Here is a 19,002-nt window from a genome sequence, read left to right as displayed (position 1 = left end):
TATGTAGAGGCTAAAAGTGGTAAAAAACAATATTAATAAATGGTTAAGTTTACTTTTTTTATCACTTTTAATCACAGGTTGTGGCGGCGGCGGAGAAGGTAGTGATTCAACTACGCCCTCTGGTAACGCTGCGCCCAGTGTTACGCTCTCTGTTAGTAGTAACGTTATTGTCTCTAACCAATCGTTTACTATTACTGCGCTTGCAAGTGATAGTGACGGGCAAATAGCCAATTATCAATGGCAACAACTTAGTGGTCCTGAATTTACATTTATTGTTAATGGCAATACGCTTACAGCCACTGCACCGAGTGTAACCACTGATACGACCTTTAGCTTTTCAGTTACTGTTACTGATAATTCAGGTGCTACTGCACAACAAGTATTTTCAGGCACTATCACTTCTCAAAATAATGCACCTACAGTTAATATTACAGGCCCAAGTAGTGCACTTGCTAACACACAAGTAAGCTTAGTTGCTAACGCTCAAGATACAGATGGAACCATAAGCACTATTAGTTGGATTCAGTCTGCGGGAGATAATGTTGATTTTAGCCAGTCAGATGGTGTACTTAGTTTTACTGCCCCCAATGTATCTGAAAATACAACGCTAGGCTTTAGCGTAACCGTAACAGATAATGCCGGTAAAAGCGCTCAAGCGAGTAAAACGGTTTTAATTAATCAAGTAAATAGCGCGCCAACAGTCATTGTTACAGGCCCAGAAGAAGCTGAAAAAGATGACAGTGTAACCCTAGTTGCAGATGCACAAGACAGCGATGGTAGTATTAATAACATAACCTGGCAGCAAACAAGTGGCCCTGTAGTTGAATTTACCCAAACAGAAACAAGTATTAGCTTTAATGCGCCCACTGTTGCGCAAAATACCAATGTAACGTTTGTAGTAACTGTTACCGATGACGATAACGCTACAAATAGCGCCCAGAAAATAGTTGTAATATTAGCCCCAAATAATCCACCGGCTGCCGATGATGTAAATATAAATGTGCAATATAACCAAGCCACAGAATTTAGCTTAGTGGTTAGCGACGCTGATAACGATAGCGTACAGATTGACTTTGGTGATGATTTAAATGGAGCGAAAATCAGTGTTATTGATGGCCAAGCCTTACGTTTTAGTTACACACCTCCTGCAAACAGTATCACTCCACAAAGCTATACGTTAACGGCGACTGATACAAAAGACACAACCGAATTTGTACTGAGTGTTACCGTTGTTGATTCAACGCCCGCTACAATTAGTAATGTAACGCCCCAAAATAGTAATGACCCAGTCTTTGTAGATAGCCCTGTTAGCATTACATTTTCAGATATTATGCTCGTGAGTACTTTAGCCGTTAACTCTAGCAGTGGTACTTGTACTGGAAGCGTACAAGTGTCAGCAGATAATTTTACTACTTGCTTGGCCTTAACTATTGAAAGTTTGTCGGGTACTACCAGCGACACAAGTACTTATTTTCATACTGTAAATTTAAGCGCAAGCTTTGATGAAGACACTCAATATATTGTTCGTGTTACAGCTGATTTAGCTAATTTTGATAGCACAACTATTTTGGCGCAAACTGCCACCTCGTTTACAACTTCTAGCCAAGATATAAAAATAACAGAGCTTTCATCTGTGCAATTTAGTAATGACTTACCTTGGATTGAACTTTATAACGGCACCGGTGCGACAGTAAATTTACAAGACTACTCTCTTAAAGCTCGCAGTATTAATATGTCTGATAGTACGTTGAGTGATGAGCAAATATTTACGCTGCCTAATAAAGAGCTTTTAAATGGCGCCTATATTATTTTACAAAGCCGCTTTGGCGATGATTTTTTAGCAAGTGCGTCATTAAATAACACTAAGCTTGTGCTTGTTGGTAGCGCGAATGATCAAATTAGGCCTTATTGGTACATAAATGGTTTTGCAGAATTACTTAATAGTGCGGGTACACAAACTATCGACTTTGTTAAGTTTGGAAATTCAACCCAAGAGCCTGAAACAGCCTCGCAGTGGCAAGGCGAAAATGCTGCACAAATACTGCCAGAGCAGGGCGCCAGCTTAAAGCGTACGCTCGGCGCAACCGATACCAACCAAAATACAGACTGGAACTACTCAGTATTCAATACTCCGGCAGGGCCTAACGATATAACTTGCTCAATAGATGATGATGAAGACGGTATTCCAGATTGCGCAGAGGTAGAGGGAGCAACATTTGGTGGGCTGCCTTTATATGAATGGGGAGCGCGTACTTCACAAAAAGATATATTTATTGAAATAGATTATATGGATAGTAGTGATGTTGGAATAACCCCTCATCGAACTGCACTTGAAAAAATTGTTAGTGTATTTGCAAGTAAAGGCTATACCGTTCATTTTGATGTAGGTGACTTATTTGATCAAAATAGCGATATTGCGCCGCAAAACTTTGATTTAGGTGGCGGAAATGTTGTCCCTTTTAATAGTTATACTCCGTTTGAGTACGATTTAAGTAGCCCTAATTTGTTTGCTTATAAAATGGAATATACCGATATAACCCGCAGACCCATTTTTCATTACTTATTAATGGCAAGTAGTGGAAATGAAGATGGCAGTATTAGTGGGTCGGGTATTGCTGAGATCAGCGGTAATGATTTAATGGTAACTATGGGCGGCTGGGGCTTAACGCTCGATACGCAAATATCAACCAATGTAACTTATAATTATCAAGCATCAACTATCTTTCATGAGCTAGGCCATAACTTAGGCTTATACCATGGTGGCGATGAAGAGGTTAACTTTAAGCCTAATCATTTAAGCTCTATGAATTATTTATATCAATTAGCGGGTTTATCAACAATAGGTAATAACGAAGGCGATCGTTATTATGAGCGTTTTTATCCAGGCAATGCTAGCTGCGATATTACACCAAATACTAATAGTCATTTAGGCTCTACAGATGATTTTATTATTGATTATTCAAGTGGTAGTTCAGCAGATTTAAATGAGAGCACAATACTTGAAGCACAGGGGTTAAATCGAAATGGCTCACTACCTGTTGATTTTAACTGTAATGCAATTAACACCGAAAGCTTAACCAGCTTTGATACTAACCAAGATAATACAATATCAATACTTAGTGATGTAGATGAGTGGAGCATGCTTAATTTGCAGTTTTATATGCAAAGTGCAGGTAATCGATTTGGCGTGCCAAATACTAATAATAGTAAGGTGTATAATTTACAAAGCTCACCTACTAATATTGAAACGCTGCCCAGTTATATAAAAGAAGCGCAGCCAAGTAGTGCAATTATTGCTGAGTTAAAAGCAATTAAAGAGCATTAATATGAAACTAGGGTTAAGTATTAAGTTTATTGTTGGTAGTAGTTTTTTAAGCTTACTAATAGCGTGTAGCGATACTAACAATGCACGTGAATGGTTACTAAAAAATGACAATTTATATTACAAAAATACAGCTATTGAATGGCGAGTTGAATCAGTAAAGGGCTGTAAGACATGCGTTATAAACCAAGATGTTGTTTATCAGCCTGAAGGCATTAGTAGTTATAATACGTTAATGCAGAGTCAAAATTGGGTGGCGGTACATGAGTTAAGTAAAATCAATGTTATCCGTTTAAAGATGCCAGACCAAACACCTTACTTATTCGTAGAGCGTATAAAAGGGCGAACACTAAAGCTGTTTGATCAGCAGCAAAACTACAGTATAAAAATTGGTGAAGTTACAGCCGTTAATTTTAACAATCAGCGCTTTAGTATTTTGATTAAAAAATTTGAAGAAGTAGATAAACAAAGCGTCGCATTACCAAGGCGTGCATCGCTTGAGTTTATTGTTTTAAAAATAGATTAAAAAAGCACCTTAGGTGCTTTTTTATCTCGGGTGCGGTGTCCTTTGAATATTGAAAAGTCAGCAACCTCTTAATTAACTACGGTATTTTGGTCGATAATTATCGACCCACAAACGTGTTGCACCACACACAGCTACAGGCATAACTATTAAGTTTACAAAGGGTATAGCCGTTAATAACATAACAGCAAAACCAAACCCGTATGATAAACCTTGCTTAGATTTTAAATCGTCTTTCATCTGCTTAAAGCCAATTTTATGGTTATCAAACGCATAGTCTTCATACTGCACCGCGTACATCCAACAGGTAAACAAAACCCATAGTATTTGGCCAATGACAGGTAAAACCCAAAGTAGTATGAAAAAACCAATAGCGCGAGGAAGGTAATAACATAATTTTTTCCACTCACGGCCAAGCATTCTAGGCACATCTTTTAATAAATCGGCAAAGCCGTCATCATTAATTTTTTGACCCGTTAAATAAAGCTCAACTTTTTCGCTTAATAAAGCATTAAAGGGGGCTGCAATAAAATTAGTGATGACTGTAAAGAGCATACTATAGCTAAATAGCACGACTAATACTGCAATTGGCCACATTAGCCATTCAAGCCAGCTTAACCATTCTGGTAGCATGTTGTTAATGTAGCTAAAGCTATCACTTAACCATCCAAACAAGAAAAACAACGAACTACCAAACAGCAAAATATTAATTAAAAGCGGGATAAGTACAAAACGCTTTAACCCCTTTTGGCTAATTAATTTAAATCCTGAAAAAAAATATTCCATACCTTGTGTGATCTGCACTGTAACCTCAAAAAATATTCACCATTATTGACAGTATAAATAGCTTAATAATTTTAAACAGTATTTTTAGGTAACAAAGTGTTTAAGTTAAGTAATAACAACGGCCAGTTTACTATTTTTTTCTCCCAGCTTAATAAGCGACAATTAGTTTACAAGCTTTATACATTGGCTCTATGGCGTAACCAGGCGCTAACTTACCTTGATTTTTTGGTAGTGCAAAGCGTACTATAGCTGATCTAGCCACTCTAGGCTTAGGCATCGTTTTGATGCATTGTGGAGAAATTAGTAAAGTTGCTGCGTCAGTGCGTTGCAAAAATAAAGGGTATAAATAGTGATGTACAAAAATCAGGAAGTAATTTTACGATTGCGCGCTAATATTCCAGCGTTTGAATGCGTAAAAGGATGCCACGACTGCTGCGGGCCAGTAACAACGTCTTCAGAGGAAATGTCGCGCTTACCGGTAAAAACAGATGCGGAGCATGAAGCGGCGTTAAACGAGTTCAATTGTGTGCATCTTGGCCCCAATGGCTGCACTGTATATGATGAGCGCCCATTAATTTGTCGCTTATTTGGTACTACGCCAAGAATGCCTTGCCCGAATGATCGTCGACCAGATGAGCCTGTTGACCCTAAAATTGAGCGCGAAGTACATCACTTTATAGCAAACACGCGTCAAGTATTAGTGTAAGTATCGTATTTATTAAAGTAATAGGCGCTTATTAAGCGCTTTTTTATGTGTGTTATACGCGTTGCTAATAATTTAAAAACTATCAATAAATTTACCCAAAATATTATCTTAGTTATTTTTACAAAAATACTATCAATACATATTAAATATATTGCGAGATTAATTATGCATTTGACTATTAATATACTTAGCCTTATGTATCTTGTTCTATCGCTGTATTTTCCATCTCTTTATTTATATTGCTATTTCTGTTTTCCTAACCCCTTCAAAATTGTTGTTTTATATTTGTTTATTATTAAAAATAGCTGTAAGCAAGGCTTTACTATTGTGTAAATTCACTATTAATAATTAGAGTACCGTTGGATTAGGTGGCTGAAAAGGGTAAAATATTTACAAGTTGGCAGTTAAGATATTTGTTATGGCATTTTCTAAACTCGGAATAAAGTAAGATCGAAAGATAATTTAACCTTTTGATTCGCGTCGCTTCATTTCGTATTTAGGGTGGGTGTTGTGGTATGTCGCTATGTCGGTAACTAAAAATCCATCAAGAGACGATAAATGAGCACTACTGGAGTAACAAAACAACATGAGGATGAGCATTCATCTACAATAAAGTATTTGGTAGGGGTAGATATACCGGTATTTTTAATCAGTGGTGGCATTCTTGTGCTATTTGCTGTGCTAGCACTTTATGATATTGATTTGATGTCGGGCTGGATCAATACCGCCTTTGCTTTTTCTACTAAGACGTTTGGTGCCTTTTGGCAAATATTATTGCTTTCGACCTTTATAATTGGTTTTTTTTTAGCCTTTGGACGTACCGGAAAAGTGGTATTAGGTGGTTTAAAAAAACCAGAGATTAACACCTTTAAGTGGATCAGCATTATTATGTGTACACTCCTTGCTGGTGGTGGGGTGTTTTGGGCTGCTGCTGAGCCCATGGCGCATTTTATTTCGCCGCCGCCAATTTTTGGTGGTGAATCAGGCACTAAAGAGACTGCATTTAATGCTTTAGCGCAAAGCTTTATGCATTGGGGATTTTTAGCCTGGGCTATTTTAGGTAGTCTGACTGGCATAGTTTATATGCATTTACATTACGAAAAAGGTTTACCGCTTAAGCCACGTACTTTGTTGTATCCGGTATTTGGTGAGCGCGTAATGAAAGGTGCATTTGGGGCTATTGTCGATTCGTGTTGTGTTATAGCTGTAGTAGCAGGCACGGTAGGCCCTATTGGTTTTTTAGGGTTGCAAGTAAGTTTTGGTTTAGAAAAGCTATTTGGTATTCCAGATACTTACACCACTCAAGTGGCTATTTTATTTGGTTTAATTGCAATTTATACTCTATCTGCTGTAAGTGGCGTCACTAAAGGAATTCAATTACTCAGTCGCTTTAATGTAATTTTAGCCGTAGCGTTAATGCTGTTTATTTTGCTGATGGGGCCTACAGCTTTTATTTTTGATAGCTATATACATTCGTTTGGGCTTTATATTAATAACTTTATTCCTATGGCCACTTTTCGTGCCGATACCGCCTGGTTAGACTGGTGGACGGTATTCTTTTGGGGCTGGTTTTTAGGGTATGGACCTTTAATGGCTATGTTTGTTGCACGAATTTCACGCGGCCGTACTATTCGCGAAATGATCACGCTTATCTCAATAATTGCTCCTGTTATTACTTGTTTTTGGTTTACGATAGTGGGTGGTTCAGGTATATTTTTTGAGTTAGCAAACCCGGGTGTTATTTCAGAACCCTTTGCGGGCTTAAATTTACCCGCTGCACTGTTGGCTATTACTGAGCAGCTGCCTATGGGCTTTGTTATATCGGTGTTGTTTTTAATTTTAACCACAATATTTGTAGCAACCACGGGTGACTCCATGACCTACTCGGTATCTATGGTAATGACGGGTAACGATCATCCGCAAACACCCGTTAGAGTGTTTTGGGGTATTATGATGGGGGTGATGGCAGCAATATTAATTTCGATAGGTTCAGGTGGTATTTCTGCACTGCAGTCGTTTATTGTAGTAACCGCCGTACCTGTATCATTTGTGTTGTTACCATCACTTTGGACTGCCCCACAAATTGCGAAAAAAATGGCTACTGAGCAAGGTTTATAAACAATAGGTATTAAAGCTAAATAAAGGATTGATTGCCCAACGTGAGGTAATCAATCTTATTTATAGGTTAGCGCCCCCTGCATCGAGTCTAGAGTGGTCGGGGTTTTCTACCAAGACCCCCACACCGAGATAATTTATTTTTAGCCAAATATCTTCGTCAATTCCGATCCCATGATTAACTGAGTGATTTTTGTTTTTTCAATTTTTTCAGCGCTAATCATATAACTGTTATCACTTTTAAGTGAGGTAGTTATACCAACCTGCATAAATATTTGATCATTTTAACGAATTAAATTGCACTATAACGTTGTTAAAAATTTTTTATTTAGAATAACTAGATACAAAAATTTTTGCCTAGTTCTAGTGTAATTTTCTTAACGTTAAATAGACCCCGTATATAAGCAGATTGGTATTAAATCGACCCTTGAACTACAAATAATGGTTAACGCTTGCTTGTCATCAGAGGTTATTAAGTTGGTTACACCGCTACTATAGCTAGGGTAACGTCTACCTAAAACGCCCGCATAAAGTAATGCTAATACGACTAATCTGTATGTTCTTTTTATTATTTAGTGTACTTAATAGCGATAAGCCTAGCCCTAGAAGCAAAATAGGGGCGGGTATAAAAGCAGGATTAATCAATACTAAAATTGGCGTAGCAATAACCCCTAAGCCAAAACCAAGTAAACTTTGCAGTGCAGCAGCACCAGCAATAAGGGTTAAAGCAAGGATTAAAATTAAAGGGTCGGTGAGCATAATCACACAGCAAAGAGGCATAACGATTAAGTTTATAAATGGTATAGCGGTTAATAACATAACAGCAAAACCAAATCCGTACGATAAACCTTGCTTAGCTTTTAAATCGTCTTTCATCTGCTCAAAGTCAATTTTATGGTTATCAAACGCATAGTCTTCGTATTGCACCGCACACATCCAACACGTAAATAAACCCCATAATACTTGACCAATGACCGGTAAAACCCAAAGTAATATAAAAAAGCCAATAGTGCATAGAGGGTAGTAGCACAGCTTTGCCCACTCACGGGCAAGCATTCCAGGTACATCTTTAACTAATTCAGAAAAGCCATCATCGCTAATTTTTTGGCCCGTTAAATAAAGCTCAACTTTTTCGCTTAATAAAGCATTGAATGGGGCTGTAATACCAACCTGCATAAATCTTTGATCAATTTAACGAATCAAATTGCACTACAACGTCGTTAAAAATTTTTTATTTAGAACAACTAGATACAAAAATTTTTGCCTAGTTCTAGCGTAATTTTCTTAACGTTAAATAGACCCCATATATAAGCAGATTGGTATAATAAAATTAGTGATTATAGTAAATAGCATGCTGTAGCCAAATAATACGACCAAAACTGCGATTGGCCACATTAACCACTCAAGCCAGCTTAACCACTCGGGTAGTATATTATTTATGCATCTAAAACAGTCGCTTAACCAGAAAAATAAAAAACAACGAGCTACCAAATACTAAAACATTAACTAAAAGCGGGATGAGTACAAAACGCTTTAACCCTTTTTGGCTAATTAATTTAAATCCCGAAAAAATATTCCATACCTTGTATGATCTGCACAGCTACCTCAAAAAATATTTTCCATTTGCACTTGTATAAATAGCTGAGTAATTTTAAACAGTATTTTTAGGTAACAAAGTGTTAGCTTTAATGTTGCTATTTTGGTTATATGGTAACTACAGATGTTTAGTAATATGCAATTATGATTGATCAAAATAGGCCAGATTAGTTTTTTATTAGTAAAATAATAACCTACTAATCATGACTATACTGAACTTTACTACATAGTAAAAAAGCATCTGCTTGAGGCTTTTGTTGTATCAATATGTATAAATAATGCGAGCAAGTGAAAATGGGTACGGACAGGTTAAAAAAGTTATTATCTCACCAGCAAGGCATTTTATCTAAAATTGCATTAGGGGCACCTTTAAATGAGGTGCTTACTGAAATTTGTTTATCGATAGAAAAAATTATGGATGATGAATCTGCTAGGTGTTCCATTTTATCAGCTAAAGGCGAGCAGCTTTTTCATTGTGCAGCCCCTAATATTCATCCAGAGTACTGTGGTTTGCTTAATGGAGTTTACATAGGGCCAAAAGTGGGTTCATGTGGTACTGCTGCATTTTCGAAATCGCGCATAATTGTAGAAAATATTGAAACTTCACCACTGTGGGTGGATTTTAAAGACTTAGCGTTAAAGTTTGATCTTAAGTCATGTTGGTCAACGCCTATTATGTCAACTCAAGCTGATTTGTTAGGCACCTTTGCTATCTATCACAGCAGCCCTAAAGCCCCATCAGAGCAAGAGTTAGAATTAATAGATTTTTTTGTACACTTTTCAAGTATTGCTCTTGAGAAAAGTAACGAATTTGAGAAGGCAAAACAGCTTGTCGCTAATTTACAGCACAGTAATGAAAAATTTAAAGCCTTTACCAAAGTAATGCCCGATCTCATCCTCATTTTAAGTGAAGACGGCATATATACCGATGTTTATGGTACTTCTAATGAGTTACTGCTTGATTCGACCATGGATATTATTGGTCAAAATGTTAAAGACTTACTTCCTCAAAAAGATGCGCAAATGATAATGGCAGTCATTGCAAAAACGTTGTCGACTAACGATATGCAAATATTTGAATATGAATTAAATGTCCCGAAGGGGAGTATAGTTTTTGAAGGACGAGCCGCTGCTTTAGATCATTACCATCCTGAGAACCCGACAAAACGGCATATTGTATGGATGGCCAGGGATATTTCAATAAGGAAAAAAGCAGAGCAAGAAGTTCATAAGCTTGCATTTTATGACCCACTCACCAATTTGCCAAATAGAAGAATGCTTAGCGATAGGTTAAATACGTGCGTAGAGAGCATCAAAAGTATAAAAAATATTGGAGCTTTATTATTTTTAGACCTAGATAACTTTAAGCGTATTAATGATTCGTTGGGGCACAGTGCTGGAGACGAAGTGCTTGTAGAGCTATCAAAAAGATTAAACGCCATAATCAAAAGCTCAGACACGTTAGCTAGAGCCGGTGGCGATGAGTTTATTATTTTACTTGAAGACATAGGTGAAAATACAAAGCAGGCAATTTATGAATGCGAATCCGTGGCAAAAAAAATCCAGAGCGTGTTTCATGATAATTTTGAAGTCGGCGAACTTGCCTTTCAAGTAAGTTGCAGCATAGGTATTTGCCTAATTGACAGCGTAAACGCACAAACTGACAATATATTAAAGTTTGCCGACACTGCTATGTATCGCTCTAAAAAGAAAGGCGGAAACAGCAGTAGCTTTTACGATCCAGCGTCGCAAACACTGCTTGAAAAGCAAACCGAGCTTGAAACCGACATTGTTAGAGCTATTGCTTCTGATGAGTTTTGTGCTTATTTTCAGCCACAAGTTAATACTTGCGGAGATATTATTGGAGCTGAAGCGCTAATTAGATGGAACCATCCGCAAAGAGGCCTTATAGCGCCAAATGAATTTATACCTATAGCTGAGCAGTACGGACTTATACAAAAACTACAAAATGTAGTATTACGCGATATATGTATTTTAATTAATGAACTTAAAGAAGCCAGCGCTATTGACGATTCGTTCTGTGTTTCAATTAATATTAGCCAAAGTCAGTTTAATTCATCAAATTTAAAAAAGGAGCTGTTTAGTACTATAAGCGAGTTTGATATTCGAGCTTCACAAATTAAGTTAGAAATAACCGAGTCAATGCTCTCAAGTGATGTAGAGTATACAATTAAACAAATGAAAGAGCTTATTGCTGCGGGTTTTATATTTTCTATTGATGATTTTGGAACTGGGTATTCTTGCTTAGCTTACTTAAGTGCGTTTCCCGTTAAAGAATTAAAAATAGATAAAAGTTTTATAGATAAAATTTTAGACAATGATATTGGTTTTAATATCGCGCAAACAATTATTAGCTTAGGGAAAAGCTTAAATTTGGCCGTTGTTGCAGAAGGTGTAGAAACCGCTGAGCAATATGATTTACTTAAAAAAATGAACATTGATTCGATGCAAGGTTATTTAATCGCAAAACCAATGGATAAGGAGCGCTATTTAAAATGGCATAACGCTAAAAATAAGCCTCACGATCTCATTACTTAAAGCTCAACGCAATTTAATAGCAATAATCTAACTACTCATTTTGGTACTGGATTATTTATTGCTCTTAGTGATGAAATTTCACAATGCGGGCTCCCCTAAAGATTTTTTTGTTAAACAGTGCTAAGCTACGTCCGCTTAAATATATTATTTAAAGCTTAATAAACTTATAACAATGAATGGAAGCTTTATGCAGTTAGTTGATTTGAATCCAAGTGATCCCGATGTAGTTAACGTATTTGACGATATAGACCGACTTATAAATTCGTTGTACCCTGTTGCAACAGCTCAGTCTCTTGAGTTAGACGAATTAACCTCACCTAATGTATATGCTATTGGTTTAAAAACCGAAGAGGGAATTATTGCCTGCGGTGCGATTGTCGAGAAATTTGATACTCAACCTTATGGCGAAATAAGACGTTTATACGTTAAACCAAGCCATCGTGGTAAAGGGCTATCGAGACGTATTATGCAAATTTTATTGCATCAAGCTGGTGAAAAGCAAATCCCGTTAATACGTTTAGAGACAGGCCCAAAGCAAATAAAATCGATCAGTTTATATGAAAATTTAGGCTTTAAACGTTGTGGCAGCTTTGGCTCATATGTCGATAATCCACAAAGTGTATTTATGGAGTTAGGGCTTAGCCAATAAGTTAACTAGCTCTGCGGCATGTTAAAGTTTAATATGTCGTAAATATCCTTCCCTACAATCACCCATTATTACCTTGCAATAAACGCTATTCTTAAAACTAATCACTATGAAAACTCCTTTTATAGATAAGCAAAAAATACTTCACTGTTTTTAACACCTGTCTTCGTATAAAATCTGTCTCGATAATTAGTAATTAACTTACAAAGCGAGAATTTTTATCTTTTCTAATAGTAGCGATAAACCAATGAGCGAAATAACAGTAGTAACCCACAATGGTAATTTTCATGCAGACGACGTTTTTAGTATTGCGGTACTTAAACATATTTTGCCAGCGTTTAAGCTTGTTCGTACTCGCGATAAAGCGCTTATAGAAAGTGCTGATATTGTTGTTGATGTAGGCGGCGAATATAACCCAGATACAGGTCGATTTGATCATCATCAACGCGGTGGTGCGGGTGAGCGTGAAAATGGCACTCCTTATTCATCATTTGGTTTAATTTGGAAAAAGTACGGTTTAACGCTTTGTAATGATAATCAAGCAGTAGCAGATAGAGTTGACTCTGGCCTGGTATCGACTATTGATGCCATTGACTGCGGTTACGTAAAAGGTGTGGTTGAGGGCATAACGCTGAGTCAAACAATTTCAATGTTTAACCCTACATGGGAAGAAGAAAGTAACTTTGATGCCTGTTTTGATGAAGCCGTTGAATTTGCAGCGCGTATGCTAACGCGTTTTATCGCTTCAGCTCACGGTAGTGTAAATGCAAAAGCGATTGTTGCTAAAGCAATTGAAAATGCAGAAGATGCCCGAGTAATTGTGCTTGAAAAATACACACCGTGGAAAAAAACAGTGCATATTTTATCAAGTGACGCACTATACATGGTTTACCCATCGCATTCTGGGCAATGGATATTACAAACAGTACCCGTTGAGCCTGGCTCGTTTGAAGATAGAAAATCGTTGCCTAAAGCGTGGTCTGGTTTATCTGATCAAGCGTTTGTAGATGAAACAGGTATTGCCGATGCCGTGTTCTGTCACAACGGTTTATTTATAGCGGGTACCAAGTCGTTTGAAAGCACAATGAAACTTGCCACCATGGCGCTTAGCGAATAACAACGCAGATTCATAACGAATACTAAGCATAACAATTTATATAGATTGTTATGCTTGTTATCTTAGCGTGGAGCATTATGTTTGAACTAAAAACAATCGCACTTTTTACTATTACAGCCTTAGCAGAAATAGTGGGTTGTTATTTGCCTTACCTTTGGCTTAAGCAAGATAAAAGTATTTTACTTTTAATTCCAGCGGCTTTAAGTTTGGCACTATTTGCATGGTTGCTATCTTTACATCCTACTGCAGCAGGGCGCGTGTATGCAGCTTATGGCGGCGTATATATTTGTGTTGCGCTATTATGGTTATGGGTTGTTGATGGCGTAAAGCTTACTATGTGGGATATTATCGGTGGTTTAGTAGCACTGCTAGGTATGGCGATAATTATGTTCGCCCCAAAGTCTATTTGATTCAAAGACATGCCAAAGCTTACTCATAATGAAATCACGCATGAGCTTCCTGAAAGCCGATTTTTTGAAGATATGTTTGGGGTAGACTACCCAGGCTATCTCCCATATTGGCTTGCCTATATGAACCCAAAAGAGAGGCAAGCGTACCTCTTAGCTAACAAAGTCAGAGTATATGGATATAGTTGATGAGATGTATAACGAAAGCTTTAATTGGCAAGAATGGTTACCTTACCCTTATTAAAACGTCACAAAATCCCGCACGCTAATTATCTATTTACTGTAATAAGATGCTCTAAAGTTTTAATTTGAATACCTAACTAGCGCTTTTTTCAAATAAGGAAAAAGATGAACATTTCATGTCTTGTGATTATTTTTGCATGTATAGCAGCTAGCTATCTTTTTTTTGCGTTTTTTATTTATAGGCTACCAAAACCCCAGCAGCAAAAATGTATTGAAGGTGAAATTGTATTTATTTTTATTGATATGAATACTCACTATAAGTATTGATGAACGGTTATGTTTTTTTAGATTGACGTTGAACGTTTTAGGGGGACAAATTTACCCATATATTAAAAAAAATATATATGTATTACTTAACCACAATAAACTGGCTGAACAGCCAGAAATATCGGGCGAAGAGGTTGCACGTCCTTAATTTACTCGGGCAGCTCATTTTTGCTAATAAAATTTATAATAAGTGATTTTAAAATTGTCACTTTTACAACTTTCCTTATCTTTAATAGTCATCAACGCCATATTTTATATACGCTAGAGAGCAATACGTGATTGGTCGTTTTATCAATATTAAAAATCACTCGTTACGAGTAAAAATACTTGTTGGACTTGAATGTCTATTTTTCTTTTAATGCGCGGCACTAGCCGAGTCGGCATTAATTAAATAAAAGAGAAAGATAAATGAAAGAAACAACATCACTAGAACAAGCTCGTACGAGCTACAATGTTCGTCATTGGAGCCAAGGTTTTTTTGGTATTAATGATCAAGGTGATGTGTATGTTGCACCCAAGGCTCATGCACCAGAGCAAACCATTGCATTAACAGATATCGCAAAGCAACTACAAGAGAAAGGTTTAAGCTTACCTGCTTTAGTTCGTTTTCCGCAAATTTTACACCATCGTGTACACAGCTTATGCGGCGCATTTAATACTGCGATTGAAAACTATGGTTACCCTAAAGACTACCTATTAGTTTACCCAATAAAAGTAAACCAACAACGTGAAGTGGTTGAAGAAATAGTAGCAAGCCAAGCACAAGTAGAAAAAAAGCAACTTGGTTTAGAAGCAGGCAGCAAGCCTGAACTACTTACGGTACTAGCACTGGCTGAAAAAACCAGCGCGGTTATTGTATGTAACGGCTACAAAGATAAAGAATACGTACGTTTAGCACTTATTGGCGAAAAGCTAGGTCATAAAGTGTATATCGTACTTGAAAAGCTTTCTGAGCTAGACATGGTACTTAGCCAAGCAAAAGAGCTTAACGTAAAACCACGCATTGGTATTCGTGTACGTTTAGCATCGCAAGGTAAAGGTAAATGGCAAGCGAGTGGCGGCGAAAAATCAAAATTTGGTCTATCTGCATCGCAAGTTTTGCATGTAGTTAATCGTTTAAAAGACGCAAACCAGCTTGATTTACTTCAGCTAGTACATTTTCACTTAGGGTCACAAATGGCGAACATTCGTGACGTACGTTTAGGTGTAAGCGAAGCGGCGCGTTTTTACTGTGAGCTACGTAAGTTAGGCGCAGAAATTGATTGCCTTGATGTAGGTGGTGGATTAGCTGTTGATTACGACGGCACACGTAGCCAATCGCATAACTCTATGAATTACAGCTTAGCTGAATATGCAAATAACATTGTGTACACCATTGGTGATACATGTAAGCAATATGAGCAACCAATGCCGACTATTATTTCTGAGTCGGGTCGTGCGCTTACAGCGCATCATGCTGTGCTTATTTCTAATGTTATTGGTACTGAAAGTTACACGCCAGAAGAGTTAGTAGCGCCAGCGGCAGATGCACCACTTTTATTAAAAAACATGTGGGCATCGTTTGTGCAATTAACTGATTTAACGGATGACCGTGCATTAATTGAAATTTATCACGACAGCCAAGGTGATTTAGCTGAAGCGCATAACCAATTTGCACTCGGTTTATTAGACTTAGCGCAGCGTGCGTGGGCTGAACAAATTAATATTCGTATTTGTTATGAACTTAACAAGCACATGGATAACAAAAACCGTTTTCATCGTCCTATTATTGACGAGTTAAACGTACGTTTAGCCGATAAGTTTTTTGTAAACTTTTCGTTATTTCAATCGCTTCCAGATGCATGGGGCATTGATCAAGTGTTTCCGGTATTGCCATTAAGTGGCTTAACTGAAGCACCAAAAAAACGTGCTGTATTACTTGATATAACCTGTGATTCAGACGGTGCACTTGAGCATTACGTAGATGGACAAGGCATTGAAAGCACACTACCTGTACCAGAGTTTAGCGCTGATAAACCTTATTTAATGGGCTTTTTCTTGGTGGGTGCTTATCAAGAAATTCTAGGTGACATGCATAACTTGTTTGGCGATACGCACAGCGCAATTGTTAATATGGATGAGCAAGGCGTTGCAAGTATTACCGAGATAAACCAAGGCGACACTGTTGCCGATATGATGCGCTATGTACATTTAGATGTTGAAAGTTTTCAGCAATCATACGAGCAGTTAGTAAGCACTAAAATTGAAAAACACGAACAGCAAAGCGTTTTAGACGAGTTGCAAAGCGGCCTTGATGGCTACACTTATTTAGAAGAGTTATAAGTAATGTCGACTTTGTTTGGTCACGCAGATCACTCATTGTACTCAAATGGGATGACGTTTTTGCGTCGTCCTATGGTGCAAAATATTAATGCAATTGATGCAGACGTAGTCGTTTTAGGCTTACCGTTTGATTTAGCGACATCGGGTCGCCCTGGTGCACGTTTAGGTCCGGATGCGATTCGTCGTGCGTCGGTTCATTTAGCATGGGAAGACACTAAGTACCCGTGGACGTTCCCGTTATTTGAGCGTTTAAAAGTGGCAGACGCAGGGGACTTTACTTACCCTGTTGGCGATCCTGAGTATTTTACTGCGCAACTAGAAATGGCTGCTGAGCAAATACTTCGCCAAGGTAAAACGCTATTAGGTTTAGGGGGCGATCACTTTGTGACGCTTCCGCTATTACGCGCTCATGCAAAAATACATGGCAAAATGGCGTTAGTGCACTTTGATGCGCACACCGATACCTATAGCAATGGCTCGCGTTTTGATCACGGCACTATGTTTTATCATGCACCAATGGAAGGGCTGATTGATGTTGAGCACAGTATACAAATAGGTATTCGTACCGACTTTGATCAAAGTAAACATGAGTTTGCTGTGATTGATGCAATGCAAGCCAACGATTTACATGCAAATGATATTGCAGCGCAAATACTTGAACGAGTAGGTGACCTACCTGTTTACTTAACGTTTGATATAGATTGTTTAGACCCTGCGTTTGCGCCTGGTACAGGCACTCCTGTGTGCGGTGGTTTAACGTCAGATAAAGTACTTAAAGTACTGCGTGCGCTAAAAGGCATAAACATGGTAGGTATGGATGTGGTAGAAGTATCACCTTCGTACGACCAAAGTGAGCTTACCGCAATTGCCGCAGCAACCATTGCGAGCGAATTACTGCATTTGTGGACGCATAAAAATAAGTACTAATTTTACAAATTAAATACTACAAAAAAGGGTATGCGCTTGCATACCCTTTTTTTACTTAGAGGTATCGATTATTCAGCAGCTTAATTTCCTTTAACCAAATAACGCTTAGCCCAATAAGAGGCAGGTTAGTAGTTACAGGGTTAAATGCTTCAATAAGCAATTGTTGCTGCACTGCAACTACAGCGAGTAGAAGGCCAATTAATGCTAAAATATTTAAAATTACTAAGTGTTTATTTTTATAAAACACAAATAAACACAATCCAAATATAATTTCGCCAAAACCCGCCGAACGTGTAATTAAGTCAGACACTTCTGCTGAAAAACCAGCACTGCCAGTCATTAATTTTTCAAGTGGTGCAATATGATAAAGCTTTGGAAAAAAGCCATGATATATCCAACTTAAACTCACTATGTAACGAGCAAGTTGAATATAACCGCGATTATTTCCTAGCATTATTAATACGCTCTTGTGCACTTGGGTGGCTAGATAAATACTCTAAAAAGTCATTTACTTTTTCGAGGTGCTCGTTTTCGCTGGTATGGCTTTCTTGCAGCGCTTCTATTGCATCAGCAAAATCATTACTCGAATACCCAAGCGACTCTAATTGAATGAGTGCAAAGGTATCTGCCTCGCGTTCCATATCTCGTGAAAACCCTTGCTGAGCAAACGATGCACCCGTACCTAATGCAACCTCTGCAACCCCTTCTAAATCACCAAATACAACCGCTAGCACAATCGTACTTGCGGCAGATTGTGCTGTAATACGTACGCTATGCTGGTGGACTACATGGCCCATCTCGTGTAGCAATACCGCTTTTAGTGCATTGGGTTTATCGGCAAGTAAATTTGCTAAATCATCTGTGACCACGATACGACCATGGGGTAGTGCAAACGCGTTAGCACCAAAGCTGTCTGATTTATAAAACGATAATCTATAAACCGATTGATCAAGCGATAACGCATTAAGCATACTTGTAAAATGCGCTTGTACTTTAGCTTGTTGCTCTGCGGGCAGCTCGCTTGGGTCAAGCGCAATCTTTTTAATTAGTGTAAAGCTTTGCTCCCCCATTTGTTCCACAACATTTCGTGGCAAGGTATCAACACTGTAAACAGCAATGGCCGGTACCGCTTTATAAAGTACTAACCACATAAAAAGCGGTGTAAATATGACTGCAGCTAAAATTGCCCATTTACTTTTTTCAAGGCGCTCCATTATGTGATGGTTATTTTCTTTAAATGGCCATCTGTAACTTACATCTTGAGGAATAAAACGACTGCCATCTTCAAAGTTTAGTTCGTCGGCAAGTCCTGCCATCCCCGAACTTAATTTTAGACTTGAGATTGCGTGGCGAGCTATAACGTGTTCATCGTTGATAACTTCAATGTGTGTGTCGCTAATAGTTGCAACACACACTTGATAGTTACTCGATGCGATGGGGAAAAAATGTCCCTTTACATGCATAGT

13 protein-coding genes and 2 pseudogenes are annotated in these 19,002 nt (G+C 37.9%); 10 read left to right on the top strand and 5 right to left on the bottom strand.

The features are described 5' to 3' along the window. Positions 1–16 precede the first annotated feature (16 nt). The gene (locus I6F48_RS12920) at positions 17–3,325 is read left to right on the top strand and encodes a PKD domain-containing protein (protein WP_197119581.1); all 3,309 of its coding nucleotides are present in this window, start codon (positions 17–19) and stop codon (positions 3,323–3,325) included. Between the two features lies 1 nt (position 3,326). Further along, a complete protein-coding gene (locus I6F48_RS12915) occupies positions 3,327–3,848 on the top strand; it encodes a hypothetical protein (protein WP_197119580.1) in 522 nt (173 codons plus the stop codon). A 72-nt stretch (positions 3,849–3,920) separates the two neighbouring features. On the opposite strand, the gene cysZ (I6F48_RS12910) is transcribed toward I6F48_RS12915, so the two are convergent. Further along, on the bottom strand, positions 3,921–4,631 hold the full coding sequence (gene cysZ / locus I6F48_RS12910) for a sulfate transporter CysZ (protein ID WP_197119610.1): 711 nt from the start codon (positions 4,629–4,631) through the stop codon (positions 3,921–3,923). A 352-nt stretch (positions 4,632–4,983) separates the two neighbouring features. On the opposite strand from cysZ (I6F48_RS12910), the gene I6F48_RS12905 reads away from it, so the two are divergent. Both I6F48_RS12905 and I6F48_RS12900 read left to right on the top strand, forming a co-directional pair. Next, positions 4,984–5,337, top strand: a complete 354-nt coding sequence (locus I6F48_RS12905; protein WP_011327756.1) for a YkgJ family cysteine cluster protein — start codon at positions 4,984–4,986, stop codon at positions 5,335–5,337. A gap of 558 nt (positions 5,338–5,895) precedes the next feature. Further along, on the top strand, positions 5,896–7,455 hold the full coding sequence (locus I6F48_RS12900; RefSeq protein ID WP_197119579.1) for a BCCT family transporter: 1,560 nt from the start codon (positions 5,896–5,898) through the stop codon (positions 7,453–7,455). Positions 7,456–8,223: 768 nt separating this feature from the next. On the opposite strand, the pseudogene cysZ (I6F48_RS12895) reads toward I6F48_RS12900, so the two are convergent. Both cysZ (I6F48_RS12895) and I6F48_RS21365 read right to left on the bottom strand, forming a co-directional pair. Beyond that, positions 8,224–8,616: pseudogene (cysZ, locus tag I6F48_RS12895) on the bottom strand (sulfate transporter CysZ); the annotation flags it as partial. A gap of 162 nt (positions 8,617–8,778) precedes the next feature. After that, a pseudogene (locus I6F48_RS21365) lies at positions 8,779–9,032 on the bottom strand (EI24 domain-containing protein); the annotation flags it as partial. Between the two features lie 310 nt (positions 9,033–9,342). Here I6F48_RS21365 and I6F48_RS12890 point away from each other — a divergent pair. The 6 genes from I6F48_RS12890 (at position 9,343) to speB (ending at position 17,536) form a co-directional block, all read left to right on the top strand. Then, a complete protein-coding gene (locus I6F48_RS12890) occupies positions 9,343–11,607 on the top strand; it encodes a sensor domain-containing phosphodiesterase (RefSeq protein WP_197119609.1) in 2,265 nt (754 codons plus the stop codon). Between the two features lie 187 nt (positions 11,608–11,794). Next, on the top strand, positions 11,795–12,256 hold the full coding sequence (locus tag I6F48_RS12885) for a GNAT family N-acetyltransferase (RefSeq protein WP_165728892.1): 462 nt from the start codon (positions 11,795–11,797) through the stop codon (positions 12,254–12,256). A 244-nt stretch (positions 12,257–12,500) separates the two neighbouring features. Continuing rightward, complete coding sequence (locus tag I6F48_RS12880; RefSeq protein WP_197119578.1) at positions 12,501–13,370, top strand: MYG1 family protein; 870 nt, start codon at positions 12,501–12,503, stop codon at positions 13,368–13,370. Positions 13,371–13,447: 77 nt separating this feature from the next. Further along, positions 13,448–13,780 carry a YnfA family protein gene (locus tag I6F48_RS12875; protein WP_039489462.1) on the top strand — a complete coding sequence of 111 codons (333 nt, stop codon included), beginning with the start codon at positions 13,448–13,450 and terminating at the stop codon, positions 13,778–13,780. A gap of 915 nt (positions 13,781–14,695) precedes the next feature. Then, positions 14,696–16,609 (top strand): biosynthetic arginine decarboxylase, encoded by a 1,914-nt coding sequence (gene speA, locus I6F48_RS12870; RefSeq protein ID WP_165728889.1) that lies wholly within the window; start codon positions 14,696–14,698, stop codon positions 16,607–16,609. A gap of 3 nt (positions 16,610–16,612) precedes the next feature. Further along, a complete protein-coding gene (speB, locus tag I6F48_RS12865) occupies positions 16,613–17,536 on the top strand; it encodes an agmatinase (RefSeq protein WP_007583987.1) in 924 nt (307 codons plus the stop codon). Positions 17,537–17,591: 55 nt separating this feature from the next. On the opposite strand, the gene I6F48_RS12860 is transcribed toward speB, so the two are convergent. Then, the gene (locus I6F48_RS12860; RefSeq protein ID WP_165728888.1) at positions 17,592–17,990 is read right to left on the bottom strand and encodes a DoxX-like family protein; all 399 of its coding nucleotides are present in this window, start codon (positions 17,988–17,990) and stop codon (positions 17,592–17,594) included. Continuing rightward, positions 17,977–18,999 carry a M48 family metallopeptidase gene (locus I6F48_RS12855; protein ID WP_165741354.1) on the bottom strand — a complete coding sequence of 341 codons (1,023 nt, stop codon included), beginning with the start codon at positions 18,997–18,999 and terminating at the stop codon, positions 17,977–17,979. Before I6F48_RS12855 ends, I6F48_RS12860 begins: the two co-directional genes overlap by 14 nt. Positions 19,000–19,002 lie beyond the last annotated feature (3 nt).

The sequence above is a fragment of the Pseudoalteromonas sp. SWYJ118 genome, assembly GCF_015864505.1.
GTDB lineage: Bacteria > Pseudomonadota > Gammaproteobacteria > Enterobacterales > Alteromonadaceae > Pseudoalteromonas > Pseudoalteromonas arctica.
This window is presented reverse-complemented; position numbering and strand designations above follow the sequence as displayed.

Coding starts and splice junctions, on each gene's coding strand:
- I6F48_RS12915 (WP_197119580.1), top strand. CDS start 3,327: ATGAAACTAGGGTTAAGTATTAAGTTTATTGTTGGTAGTAGTTTTTTA.
- cysZ (WP_197119610.1), bottom strand. CDS start 4,631: ATGGAATATTTTTTTTCAGGATTTAAATTAATTAGCCAAAAGGGGTTA.
- I6F48_RS12905 (WP_011327756.1), top strand. CDS start 4,984: ATGTACAAAAATCAGGAAGTAATTTTACGATTGCGCGCTAATATTCCA.
- I6F48_RS12900 (WP_197119579.1), top strand. CDS start 5,896: ATGAGCACTACTGGAGTAACAAAACAACATGAGGATGAGCATTCATCT.
- I6F48_RS12890 (WP_197119609.1), top strand. CDS start 9,343: ATGGGTACGGACAGGTTAAAAAAGTTATTATCTCACCAGCAAGGCATT.
- I6F48_RS12885 (WP_165728892.1), top strand. CDS start 11,795: ATGCAGTTAGTTGATTTGAATCCAAGTGATCCCGATGTAGTTAACGTA.
- I6F48_RS12880 (WP_197119578.1), top strand. CDS start 12,501: ATGAGCGAAATAACAGTAGTAACCCACAATGGTAATTTTCATGCAGAC.
- I6F48_RS12875 (WP_039489462.1), top strand. CDS start 13,448: ATGTTTGAACTAAAAACAATCGCACTTTTTACTATTACAGCCTTAGCA.
- speA (WP_165728889.1), top strand. CDS start 14,696: ATGAAAGAAACAACATCACTAGAACAAGCTCGTACGAGCTACAATGTT.
- speB (WP_007583987.1), top strand. CDS start 16,613: ATGTCGACTTTGTTTGGTCACGCAGATCACTCATTGTACTCAAATGGG.
- I6F48_RS12860 (WP_165728888.1), bottom strand. CDS start 17,990: ATGCTAGGAAATAATCGCGGTTATATTCAACTTGCTCGTTACATAGTG.
- I6F48_RS12855 (WP_165741354.1), bottom strand. CDS start 18,999: ATGCATGTAAAGGGACATTTTTTCCCCATCGCATCGAGTAACTATCAA.